This window comes from Methanonatronarchaeum thermophilum (assembly GCF_002153915.1).
Taxonomy (GTDB): Archaea; Halobacteriota; Methanonatronarchaeia; order Methanonatronarchaeales; family Methanonatronarchaeaceae; genus Methanonatronarchaeum; species Methanonatronarchaeum thermophilum.
In genome coordinates, this window is record NZ_MRZU01000002.1 from 78,448 (window position 1) to 90,000 (window position 11,553).

General features: G+C 39.2%; 11 protein-coding genes (1 of these 11 only partly in view). 2 read left to right on the top strand and 9 right to left on the bottom strand.

Annotated elements, in window-relative coordinates; all coding sequences use genetic code 11:
* Positions 1 to 5 precede the first annotated feature (5 nt).
* The 5 genes from AMET1_RS00455 to AMET1_RS00475 all read right to left on the bottom strand — a co-directional run bounded on the left by AMET1_RS00455 (position 6) and on the right by AMET1_RS00475 (position 4,770).
* On the bottom strand, positions 6 to 794 hold the full coding sequence (locus AMET1_RS00455; RefSeq protein ID WP_086636522.1) for an ABC transporter substrate-binding protein: 789 nt from the start codon (positions 792 to 794) through the stop codon (positions 6 to 8).
* Between the two features lie 123 nt (positions 795 to 917).
* A complete protein-coding gene (locus tag AMET1_RS00460; RefSeq protein WP_161490687.1) occupies positions 918 to 1,109 on the bottom strand; it encodes a winged helix-turn-helix domain-containing protein in 192 nt (63 codons plus the stop codon).
* A 219-nt stretch (positions 1,110 to 1,328) separates the two neighbouring features.
* Positions 1,329 to 2,603, bottom strand: coding sequence for an ABC transporter ATP-binding protein (locus AMET1_RS00465; RefSeq protein ID WP_086636524.1), 1,275 nt, complete (start codon positions 2,601 to 2,603; stop codon positions 1,329 to 1,331).
* On the bottom strand, positions 2,603 to 3,649 hold the full coding sequence (locus tag AMET1_RS00470; protein WP_086636525.1) for a FecCD family ABC transporter permease: 1,047 nt from the start codon (positions 3,647 to 3,649) through the stop codon (positions 2,603 to 2,605). Before AMET1_RS00470 ends, AMET1_RS00465 begins: the two co-directional genes overlap by 1 nt.
* A gap of 206 nt (positions 3,650 to 3,855) precedes the next feature.
* Positions 3,856 to 4,770, bottom strand: a complete 915-nt coding sequence (locus AMET1_RS00475; protein ID WP_086636526.1) for an ABC transporter substrate-binding protein — start codon at positions 4,768 to 4,770, stop codon at positions 3,856 to 3,858.
* Positions 4,771 to 4,975: 205 nt separating this feature from the next.
* Here AMET1_RS00475 and AMET1_RS00480 point away from each other — a divergent pair, with 205 nt between their 5' ends.
* Complete coding sequence (locus tag AMET1_RS00480; RefSeq protein ID WP_086636527.1) at positions 4,976 to 6,589, top strand: radical SAM protein; 1,614 nt, start codon at positions 4,976 to 4,978, stop codon at positions 6,587 to 6,589.
* A gap of 122 nt (positions 6,590 to 6,711) precedes the next feature.
* Positions 6,712 to 7,731 carry a flap endonuclease-1 gene (fen, locus tag AMET1_RS00485; RefSeq protein ID WP_086636528.1) on the top strand — a complete coding sequence of 340 codons (1,020 nt, stop codon included), beginning with the start codon at positions 6,712 to 6,714 and terminating at the stop codon, positions 7,729 to 7,731.
* A 118-nt stretch (positions 7,732 to 7,849) separates the two neighbouring features.
* Here the strand turns inward: fen and AMET1_RS00490 are convergent, their stop codons facing one another.
* The 4 genes in view from AMET1_RS00490 to AMET1_RS00505 are tightly spaced (at most 37 nt apart) and all read right to left on the bottom strand, a layout consistent with a single transcriptional unit that may run on beyond the window.
* A complete protein-coding gene (locus tag AMET1_RS00490; RefSeq protein WP_330848013.1) occupies positions 7,850 to 9,109 on the bottom strand; it encodes a hydroxymethylglutaryl-CoA reductase, degradative in 1,260 nt (419 codons plus the stop codon).
* 37 nt (positions 9,110 to 9,146) lie between these two features.
* Positions 9,147 to 9,557, bottom strand: coding sequence for a Zn-ribbon domain-containing OB-fold protein (locus AMET1_RS00495; protein WP_086636530.1), 411 nt, complete (start codon positions 9,555 to 9,557; stop codon positions 9,147 to 9,149).
* Positions 9,558 to 9,559: 2 nt separating this feature from the next.
* Complete coding sequence (locus AMET1_RS00500) at positions 9,560 to 10,726, bottom strand: thiolase domain-containing protein (RefSeq protein ID WP_086636531.1); 1,167 nt, start codon at positions 10,724 to 10,726, stop codon at positions 9,560 to 9,562.
* Positions 10,726 to 11,553: the 3' portion of a hydroxymethylglutaryl-CoA synthase gene (locus tag AMET1_RS00505; RefSeq protein ID WP_086636532.1), read on the bottom strand. It continues 210 nt past the right edge of the window; only the last 828 of its 1,038 coding nucleotides appear in the window; its start codon lies beyond the right edge, outside the window; its stop codon occupies positions 10,726 to 10,728. Before AMET1_RS00505 ends, AMET1_RS00500 begins: the two co-directional genes overlap by 1 nt.

The following is an 11,553-nucleotide window of genomic DNA, read 5'->3' on the forward strand; positions in this document are numbered from 1 at the left end:
TAAGCTTACATAGAAGGAGAATTTCTACAAACAGCTTCTTCAAACCAAACCTTGTTAAAATTACAACCTTCTTGAAAACTATATCCATGCATAATTTCAGCCATACACTCAATACCAAAAATAGATCTAGTACTGAGTTGATTCATCAAATCAGGATTTAAAAAATAGACATAACCCTCATACCCCCAATCCTCTCTAGAACAACTAAAACTCTCCCGCAAACCAACACCACAAACATGCGAAAAAAAGAAATCAACATCAAAACTAACAAACTCCTCCAAACCAACAACCTTAGCACGGTCACCCGGCTCAACAAACGGATATTCACCACCAGCAATATCAACAATATCAGGAACCCAATTCCCTGAAGCAACAGCAGGATCCTCCCACTCCTCACAATAAACCACCGGACAACCTAAATCAGAAACCCAATCCCTAACTCGACCAACCCTACCTGAAATATCATCAACCAAAGATATAGCCCTACCTTCCACACCTAACAAACAACCTAACTCCTCCACCATATCATAAAGATCTGAAAAACGTCTCAACTCAAAATGACAAACCTCCAACCCCAAACCCTCAACCTCCTCAACTATATCAAGTTGAAGCCGATCACTCGTAAAAACAACATCAGGATCCAAATCAACAATCAAATCATAATCAGGCTCCAAAAACCTACCAACATCTAAACTACCATCAAGATCGAACTCACTACAACCGACAACAAGATCATCAACCTCTAAATCAACCAAACAAACCGATACATTAGGCGCAAGAGAAACCACATTCATAAAAAACCACCAATAAAACCTAACTCAACATCTAAAAAAACAAAACGCTCCAAACAAACCAAAATAAAAAATAAATAAAAAATAAAAACCAACTTCAACTTAACGGAATTTTAATCCAATATTTTAATCCATTTCAAGGTCATGAACTTCTTCAGCAACTTTATTACCAATATCCGTCAACACATACTCCTTACCATCTTTCTCAATAACACCTTTATCCACAAGTTCATCAAGAACATCCAACGCCGGCTTTTCAATCAACCGTTTTTTCTTTATAATCAACTCAGCAGTAGCTGCACCATCCTTCTTAAGCACACTTATAACCTGACGAGCATTAGCATTACCAATAACAAACCCCTTAGCTTCATCAACACTCATAAATACAAATATATATTCAACCCTTAAGTAAGTGTCTAAAAAACCAACAACCTAAAAATAAATCAAACCCAAGAAACACCACTAAAACCTACAGAAAAAAACCAAACTACCTTAAATTAGAGAAAACTTGACTATCAAGAAATTTTTAAGAAATTTTTAGCATTTTTCCGTAACCGTAGTTTCTATTGAATCAATAAATCTAAACAGTTCATCCAAATCTTCAACCTCAACCAATCCCTTATCTCTCAACCTGTTATACACTTCAACTCCCTCACCATCTGTGTAATCCCTTTTTTCAACAGGAATTGAATTAATAGCAATAACAGTTTTCCCTTCTTCAAGCGCACTCTCAGCAGCCAACAGGTTTTTAAGATTACCCTTACCTATTGAAAGCTCAGATATAACAACAATATCCGCCAAACCGATAAACTCCAAGTTCTTCTCAAAAGTATCATCAGTTATATCAGAGAAAGGCGCCTCACTAACAATCGGTATATCAATCGAATCAGCCACCTCCTTATCAGAATCAAGATTATTTAAAACACCAGTAGAAAGCATATATCCCTCCTGCTTTAACCTATAAAGCAGTTTGTTGCCACTACCTCCACCACAGATAACATGTACCTTAGTATCACCATTTTCAAAACTACCTAAATTCTTAGATTCAGAGAAAGGAGTAACATAAATAGAACCCGTCAACGGATGCTCTTTAACAACAACATCAATACCATATGTATCCTTAATATTACGAGGCGTCAAAACATCACGTGGCTCTCCAATACATTCAACCTCACCATCATTTAAAAGCAAAATTCTGTCACAAAACTGCGCAGCAATGTTAAGATCATGAAATATCCCAACAATACACTTCTCCCGACTAAGCTCTTTAGCCAAAGAAACAACTTCAATTTGATGATTTATATCCAAATGAGAAGTAGGTTCATCCAGCAATATAGTATCCGTATCCTGTGCAATCGCCCTAGAAATAATAACCCTCTGGAGCTCACCACCACTCAAACTACTAGCATTTCTATCCTTCAAATCCCTGGCACCAGTCATCTCCAATGCAGAATCCACAACATCTGAACCATCCTTGTAATCTGAACTAAAGAACGATTGATGTGCTATCCTACCCATCTGAACCACCTCCTCAACAGAGAAATCAAATCCAATACGAACCTGTTGAGGAACAACAGCAACCTCCTTCGCAACATCACTTCTAGATAAATTGGAAACATCCCTACCATTTATCAAAATCTTACCCTTATACGGCTCTAAAACCCCAGAAATACATTTTAAAAGAGTCGTTTTACCAGATCCATTAGGCCCAATAATACCAAAAAACTCCCTACTACCAACAGAAAAACCTATATCTTTAAGCGTATCTACACCCTCATCATAACTAAAAAACAAGTTCTCAACAGATATCATCAATACCCCTCCTTACGTTTCCAAAGCAGATAAATAAAGAATGGTGCACCAAACAAAGCCGTAACTATACCAACTGGAAGTTCAGTAGGAGCCATAACAACCCTAGCCAACGTATCAGAAATAACTAGGAACAAAGCTCCTAATAAAGCCGAGGCAGGAATTAAAATTTTATGACGAGGTCCAAGCAAAATTCTAATTATATGTGGTGGGATCAAGCCAACGAAACCGATAATACCGGCAAAAGCAACAGAAGCTGCAGTTACAAGTGAAGCCAAAACCAAAATGATTTTCTTAACAAACTCAACCCTAACACCCATATACATAGCCTCTTCTTCACCAAGCATTATAGCATCGATATATTTCGCCAAAGGCAGTGACCCAAAAACACCAACACCAACCAAAGGTAAAGTAATAAAAACGTAACTCCATTCAGCCCCAGCTAAACCACCAAGAGTGAAATACATTATTCTAAAAACCTGTTCATCGCTAAAGTACATTATGAATGAAGTTAATGCAGATAAAAAGAAAGCGAAAGCAACACCCGCCAACAACAAAGTGTCAACAGGAACCTTATGCCCTTTTTTAGCAACAAAATACACAGCGAAAATGGTTATAATTCCAGAAATAAACGCAAGTATAGGTACCGTAAAACCACCAAATATCGTTATCCCAAACATAATAGCTATAGCTGCTCCAAGCCCCGCACCACTAGACAAACCCACAATATACGGATCAGCAAGTGGGTTTTTAAAGAGACCTTGCATCAAAGCACCAGCAGTACCAAGAGCAGCTCCAACAAGACCACCTAAAATAACTCTAGGCAACCTCATTTGCTTAACAATTGTTTCTTGACCCCTAGTGAATTCTGCATCGAATAAACTATTGAGGTATGGAACCTCTTCAAGAAGAATGCTAAGTATAACGTCAACAGGAATATTAACAGGACCGATACCAATAGAAACAACCATAATAACTGTGGTTAAGATTAACAGAAACAATAACGCAATCTTACCTTTTCTCTTGCTAACCAACTTGGTCTTGTACATTCTTCAAACTACACTCCTAATGAAAATAATTTGTATATAAACTCTTTACCAACGGCTGTAACAATGAAAAAACTTTATTGGACAACTAAACCGTTAGGTATAAATTTTTGTTTAGATCACTTCGAGCTTCAGTTACAAAACTTAATCTTAAAAATATAAAAAATATTATCACCCCAAAATAGGGTGATGTTAGAGCTATTTTTTATTTACTCGAGTTCGATGTCATATAAAGCGTTCATAATTGAATTAACGCCGTCTACAACTCGTGGACTTGGTCTTGATGTTTCATCTTCAAGTACTTCATAGACTTCTTCATTTTGAACTGCATCAAGACTCTGTAGTTTTTCATCATCCATTATTACTTCGGTAGGTGGTCTATCTTCCTCTGTTGCGTGTCCACTTACTAGTATTACTTCTGGATTGATGTCTACTAATACTTCATAACTTATCTCGAAGTGTCCTGTTTGTTCTAGAATGTTGTTGGCTCCTGCTAGTTTGAGTAAGTCGTCTTGGTAGGTTTCCTGTCCAGCTACAAACATTGGGTCATCGATCCAAATGGCGTATAATGCATCTCTTTCTTCAAATTCAGCTATCTTATCTTGTGATTGATCGATTTGTTCCTCTATCTCGTTTGCTAGTTCTTCTCCAGCGTCGTCTACACCAGCTACTTCACTGATGAGTGTTATAGAGTCTAGTAGTTCTTCATAGCTATCTGGGGTTATAACGATTACTGATATTCCTTTGTCCTCTAGTTGTTCAACCGGTTCTTTAAAATCTCCTGATGCGAACACTACGTCTGGGTCTTTATCGATTATGGTTTCGACACTTGGATTCTGATAATCCCCTATTGAGTCCACGTCTTCAACTTCTGGCGGATAGTCACAAAAATTGGTTACTCCGATTACTTTATCTCCCAGACCTAGTTCATACAATATCTCTGTGTTTGCAGGCGCTATTGAGATTATTGTTTCAACGTCCTCTACAACTTCAACTTCTCTATCCATTTGGTCTGTGTATGTTATGTATTCGCCTTCTCTTTCGATTGCGTCCATGCAGCCTGCTGCGGAGACTGCGATTAATAGTATTGCTAAAACTGTGATTATATGTTTTTTATTAACCAACTTAAAACACCTATTTCAATTATCGTTGTAAATAATCAATCAACTTTTAAAGGTTAAGTATTTTACCCTAAATTATACAGATAACGAGGGAGAGTGCCTCGGGCTCGACCCCGAGGCTGTTCACTTAAATTAAAACCAGACATCAACAATAAGCCCAACACAAAAATGCATACATAGAACTAACCCAAATAAAGATGGAACCAAAATGGATACAGAAGTAGATGCTGTAATACTCGATGGTTATGTAGACGAACCAGGTCTATTAGGCGTACCACCATACATCTCTCCTGAACCAAGATTGATAGCAGGAGCCTGCATAGAACAAAACCTAACATACAGATACATAACCGCCGACACCTACAGAAAAAAACCAGAATCCATAGGAAACCCTAGATATTTGATTGTACACGGCGGTGTCACAGTACCTGGAAAATACCTAGGTGGAACACCTCTTAAACCATTTGAAGCCAAGTTATTAGGCAAGGGTGATTACGAAACCTTCATCGGTGGACCGCTTGCAAGATACAACGATATCACTGGATATGACCACAAAATCACTAAAGACATCTCAGCATACCTAAAAGACTACTGGAACGGTAACCACTGCAAAGATAGAGAACTAACCCCCAATGAAAGAGAAAAACACCTAACGTTAGGAACAGAAGTGGTTGAACAACATCCAATGCACCCAGACCCATTACTAGCAGAGATAAGTACATACAGAGGATGTTCAAGATACATCACCGGCGGATGTTCTTTTTGCTCCGAACCAAGCTATGGAAAACCAGTTTTTCGAGAACAAAAAAACATAGCCAAAGAAATATCAAAACTATACAAAAAAGGGATACGACACTACAGGTTAGGTGGCCAATCATGTATTTTCAGCTACAAAGCCAAAGGAATAGGGGAAATAGAGACACCTGAACCAAAACCAAAAGAAATCAAGAAGTTATTTAAGAAGATTTGGGAGAAATGTCCCGAAATAAAAGTACTACACCTTGACAACGCTAATCCCCAAGTCATCTATGAACATCAAGAAAAATCAAATAGAATACTGAAAATTCTCGTAGAATACACAACCCCTGGAAACGTTTTAGCTTTCGGTTTAGAAACAACAGACCCAACAGTCCGAGAAACAAACAACCTTAATACAGGTCCTGAAGAAACGATGAAAGCCATAAAACAGGTCAACAAAATAGGTAGAAAAAGAGGTGAAAACGGTTTACCAAAACTACTGCCAGGCCTCAACTTCTTAAGTGGATTAAAAAACGAAACACCAGAAACCTACCAAAAAAACATAGACTACCTAAAAAAAATACGTGACAGAGGATTATGGCTCCGCCGGATAAACATTCGGCAAGTTAAATCACATACAACTGATTTTGTACTCGAACACCAGGACGAATTCAAGAAATTTAAACAGAAAGTTCGAAAAGAGATAGACGGACCGATACTTAAAGACATGATACCAGAAGGAACCATACTCAAAGATGTATACCTTGAGTTAAATGAAAACGGCCATACACTAGCTCGGCAGATAGCAACATACCCCATACTAATAAAAATTGAATATCCAACCGAAATAGACGTGTACAGAGATATCGCTATAACAGACCATGGGTATAGGAGCCTAACAGGAATCGAACACCCCATATACCTAAAAAAAGCCACATACAAACAGTTAACACAGATTCCAGGTGTTGGGAAAAAAAGGGCTGGAAAAATATATGTCAAACAACCCAAAACCAAAAAAGAATTCCATAAATTATTCCAAAACAAAAAAACATCGAAAAAAATACTAAAATATCTAAAACTGTAACCAAAAACCTGTTTTTTATGTAGAGTTTTTTTTGGGGTAAAATAACTTTATTTTTAGTTCGTTTGTGTAACCTGTTTTTGGGTTTGTTTTTTTCTTTGTCTAAACTAAATATTAGGTTGATTATGGGATCTGATATTGGAGATATTGTAAGTAGGGAGTCTGTAAGTTTCAGTGATATGCAGAATCGTACCGTTGCGATTGATGCCAACAACACACTATATCAATTTCTAAGCATAATAAGACAGCCAGATGGAACTCCATTAAAGGATAGTGGTGGTAGAGTCACCTCTCACGTTTCAGGTGTTTTTTATCGGATGATAAATCTGTTCGAGGAAGGTATTGAACCGGTTTATGTTTTTGATGGGAAGCCACCTCAACTTAAATCTAAAACCCTTGACGAACGCCGTAAAATCCGTGAAAACTCTAAGGAGAAATGGAAGAAAGCTAAAGCTAGAGGCGATACAGAGGAGGCGTATAGCCAGGCTATGCGTTCATCTAAATTAAATCGAGACATGGTGGCTGAATCCAAAGAACTACTTCGGTTGATGGGGATCCCATGTGTTCAAGCCCCCTCTGAAGCTGAAGCTCAAGCTGCGTATATAGTGGAAAACGGTGATTGTTGGGCGTCATCATCACAAGATTATGACTCGCTGTTGTTCGGTACACCAATATTGATAAGAAATCTAACGATTACCGGTAGGAGAAAAATTCCTGGAAAGGATAGGTACAAGGAAATTAAACCTGAAAAAATTGTTTTAGAAGAACTTTTAAACAAACTCGATTTAAATAGAGAACAACTGGTTGATTTAGCTATACTTGTTGGAACAGACTTCAACGATGGAATCAAAGGTATTGGCCCTAAAACGGCTTTAAAATTAATTAAGGAACACAGTAGTGGCCGGAAGGTTCTTGAAGTAAAGGATATTGAGATAGAGAACTACAGTGAGATTAGAGAGATATTTATAGAGCCCGAGGTTACCGATGAATATGACATAAACCCTAGCGATATAGAGTGGGATGGAGTGGTTGAATTCCTTTGTGAGGAAAGAGATTTTTCTGAGGACCGAGTAGTTAAAGGCCTAGATAGGCTTGAAAAAGCAGTCAATGAATTAAGACATCAGACAACGTTTGATAGCTTCTAACCACTTTTTAACTTATTTATATTAGGTTATTGGTTTTTTGTTAATAGAGCGATATTCGTTTTACTTCATTTTGGTTTTTTTAGAGGCCCTAGGGGTTGTGGCCCTAGGGGTTGTTGGTTTAGTTTCTTATTTCTTTTAGTATTTTTTTGGCGTTGTCTGAGGTTATTTCTCCTGATTTTGCGAGTTTTTTCCCTACTTTGTCGATTTCTTTGCCTCTTGCTCCAGCCATCATTGCTATGTTTTTGGCGTGTAGTGACATGTGTCCTCTTTGTATTCCTTCTGTTGAGAGTGCTTTTAGTGCGGAGAAGTTTTGTATTAGTCCGACGGCTGCTAGTATTTCTCCGAGTTCGTTTGCTGTTTCTGCTCCTATGATTTCTGTGCATAGTTTTGCGGTTGGGTGTACTGATGTTGATCCGCCTACTGTTCCTACTGCGGTTGGTAGTTCTATTGTTCCTACTAGGTCTCCGTTTTCGTTTTTTTCGTATGTTGTTAGTGGTGTGTATCCACCTATTGATGCGTATGTGTGTGCGCCTGATTCTATTGCTCTTGTGTCGTTTCCTGTTGCTAGTGTTACTGCTGTTATGCCGTTCATTATTCCTTTGTTGTGTGTTGATGCTCTGTAGGGGTCGTGTGCTGCTAGTGTGTATGCGTCTATTATGGATTCTACGGTTTTTTCGCCTATTTCTTCTTTTGGGAATACTGCTTTTGCTCGGCTTAGTCTTTTGTCTGCTAGGTTGGTTATTATTCTTAGGCAGCTTTCTCCTCCGGTTATTTCTTCTAGGTATATTGCTACTGCTTCTGCCATGCTGTTTACGGCGTTTGCTCCCATTGCGTCTCTACAGTCAACTATTAGGTGTACTACGAGGTTTTGGCCTCTTGGTGTGTCGATTATTCTTACTTCGATGTCTCTTGCTCCTCCTCCGAATTTTACTAGTGTGCGGTCTTGTTTGTTTGCTAGTTTGAATATTTCTTCTTTTTTTCTTAGTATGTCGATTTTTTTGTTGTGGGGGTCGTTGATTCCTAGGAGTTGTATCTGTCCTATCATTAGGGGTTCTGTGCTTTCTGTTTTTATTCCACCGCCTTTTCTGGATATTTTGGCTCCATTGCTTGCTGCTGCTATCACTGATGTTTCTTCTGTTGCCATTGGTATTAGGTAGTCTTTATCGTTTATTTTGAAGTTGGTTGCTATTCCTAAAGGGGTTTCAAGTGTTCCAACTACGTTCTCTATCAATCTGTCTGCTATCTCTTCTTCGAGTGCTCCTGTATTGCCCAGTGTCTTTTTTTGTTCTTCTGTTAGGTCACATAGTTCTGTTATTTTCTCAAGTCTTTCTTTTAACGGTAGTTTATAAAATCCGGGTAGTCTTGAATCCATAATTATATTCTCCTTTTTTTGTTTTTATATGAATTTTAAAGTATTAATTTGAGGTTTTTTGGTCTACTGGCTGGTATTTTGTTCCATAGTATATAAGGCCTTCTTCGCTTTCTTGGCTTATTTTCCTGAACACTGGCTCTAACTCCATTCCTATCTCGATTTGGTCGATTTCACAGTTGACTATTTGGGATGTAAAGCTTGTGCCTTCTTCTAGCTCGATTATACCTATTATGTAGGGTGTTTCTTGTTGGTGGGAGTCTCCCGCGGTCCTTATAACTGTGTATGTTATTAGTTTTCCTTTTCCATCGAATTTGTAGTCGGTTATGTCGCTGTCTCGCCGGCATGTTGGACATAGGTTTCTTGGTGGGAAGTATGTGTTTTCACATTTCTTGCATTTTGTTCCTTCGATGTTGTATCGGTTTTTTATTTTTCTCCAGAATCTTGGTACGGTCATTTTTAGGCCTCCCTTGAGAGTATGTGGACTGTTGCTGTTCCTCCTGAACCACCTACGTTGTGGCATAACCCGGTTTCGCAGTCAACTTGTCTGTCTCCAGCTTCTCCTAATAGTTGTGTTGTTATTTCAACGGCTTGTTTGATTCCAGTTGCTCCTACTGGATGTCCACAGGCTTTTAGCCCTCCACTTGGGTTTATTGGTATGTCGCCGTCTAACTCTGTTTTCCCTTCTTCTATCAGTTTGCCGCCTTCTCCTTTTTCGCAGAAACCGAGGTCTTCTGTTGCCAGGATCTCTGCGATTGTGAAGCAGTCGTGGACTTCTGCTACATCTACATCACTTGGTTGTATTCCAGCCATTTTGTATGCGGTTTTTGCTGCTTCTACTGTTGCTTCTATTGTGCATATGTCTCTTCGGTCATGTAGGGAGATTGTGTCGCTTGCTTGTCCAGAGCCTTTTATGTATACTGGTGTGTCGGTGTATTGATGGGCTTTTTCTGCTGGTACTAAAACTAGTGCTGCGGCGCCATCGGTTATTGGGGAGCTGTCGAAAAGGGTTAAGGGGTCTGCTACTTTTGTTGCGTTTAGAACTTTTTCAATTGATATGGCTCTCTGGAACTGGGCTTTTGGGTTCATGGTTGCGTTGTAATGGTTTTTTACTGCTACTTGGGCTATTTGTTCTCTTTTTGTGCCGTATTCATGGATATGTCTGTTTGCAATCATTGCGTATAATCCGGGGAATGTTGCGCCATAGAAAGCTTCCCATTCTCTGTCGGAAGCTGCTGCTAGTATCTCTATTGATTGGTTGCTGACTACGTCTGTCATTTTTTCAACACCACCGACAACGACTGTGTCGCTTATTCCGGATGCAACGGCCATGTATCCCTGTCGGAGTGCTAGTCCTCCAGATGCACATGCTGCCTCAACCCTTGTGGCAGGTACGTGTAGTTCAGACATCCCTGAATAATCGGATATTAAAGCTGCAACGTGTTCTTGCGCTATGAAACGACCTGCACTCATATTCCCTATGTATATCTCGTCGATATGTTTTCCTTTTATGTCTGCGTCGCTTAATGCTTGAACTCCGGCCTCGATGAACAAGCTTCTGAATGATGAATCCCACATCTCACCAAACTCTGTACATCCAACACCAACTATAGCTACGTCTCTCATTATTTCACCTTTCCTTTATGTTTTGCATATTCTCCATACGATAGGTAGATTCCTTCTTTTAGGAAATCATTTACTTTAGGTCCTTTTTGTTGAACATCGGTTATGTTCTCTGTCACAGTTATGTCGAATGAATCGGCTCCGGCTCCAGAACCATATGATGTTGTTAATATTCGGTCTCCAGGTTCTGCTTGATCTAAAACCATGGCCAATCCGATTAATGTCGACCCTGAATATGTGTTACCTATTTCGTTAACAACAAGTGCTGGAGAATATTGTTTCTTGTTAAAACCAAGTCTTTTTGCAACTCTAACAGGGAATTTACCGTTTGGTTGATGGAATACAGCGTAATCGTAGTCATCTGGTTGGTTACCGGTTTTTTCAAGTAGTTTTTCGGTTGCACCTGTTACGTGTTCGAAATATCCAGGCTCTCCTGTGAACCTTCCTCCATGGCTTGGATATCGCTGTCCTTCACGCCGCCAGAAATCTGGTGTATCGGTGGTATATGATGATGTTTTGTTTATTTTAGCAATCAGGTTTTCTTTACCTATTAGGTATGCCCCGCCACCAGCTCCAGCTGTATATTCAAGTTGGTCGCTCGGTGCTCCCTGTGATACGTCAGACCCTATAGCTAAACCATATTCGGCCATACCTGACCGTACTAAACCAAGACAGTTTTGAATTGCTGCTGTCCCAGCCTTACATGCAAACTCATAATCAGCAGCTGTTAGGTGTGGTGTAGCGTCAACTGCTTCGGCAACTATTGTTGCTGTTGGCTTAACCGCGTAGGGATGGCTTTCAGAACCCACATAGATTGCACCAATCTTTTT

Bases quoted from the DNA above. Each gene is read 5' to 3' on its own strand.
- AMET1_RS00480 (WP_086636527.1), top strand. From the start codon at position 4,976: ATGGATACAGAAGTAGATGCTGTAATACTCGATGGTTATGTAGACGAA.
- AMET1_RS00495 (WP_086636530.1), bottom strand. From the start codon at position 9,557: ATGACCGTACCAAGATTCTGGAGAAAAATAAAAAACCGATACAACATC.
- AMET1_RS00455 (WP_086636522.1), bottom strand. From the start codon at position 794: ATGAATGTGGTTTCTCTTGCGCCTAATGTATCGGTTTGTTTGGTTGAT.
- AMET1_RS00465 (WP_086636524.1), bottom strand. From the start codon at position 2,603: ATGATATCTGTTGAGAACTTGTTTTTTAGTTATGATGAGGGTGTAGAT.
- AMET1_RS00500 (WP_086636531.1), bottom strand. From the start codon at position 10,726: ATGAGAGACGTAGCTATAGTTGGTGTTGGATGTACAGAGTTTGGTGAG.
- fen (WP_086636528.1), top strand. From the start codon at position 6,712: ATGGGATCTGATATTGGAGATATTGTAAGTAGGGAGTCTGTAAGTTTC.
- AMET1_RS00470 (WP_086636525.1), bottom strand. From the start codon at position 3,649: ATGTACAAGACCAAGTTGGTTAGCAAGAGAAAAGGTAAGATTGCGTTA.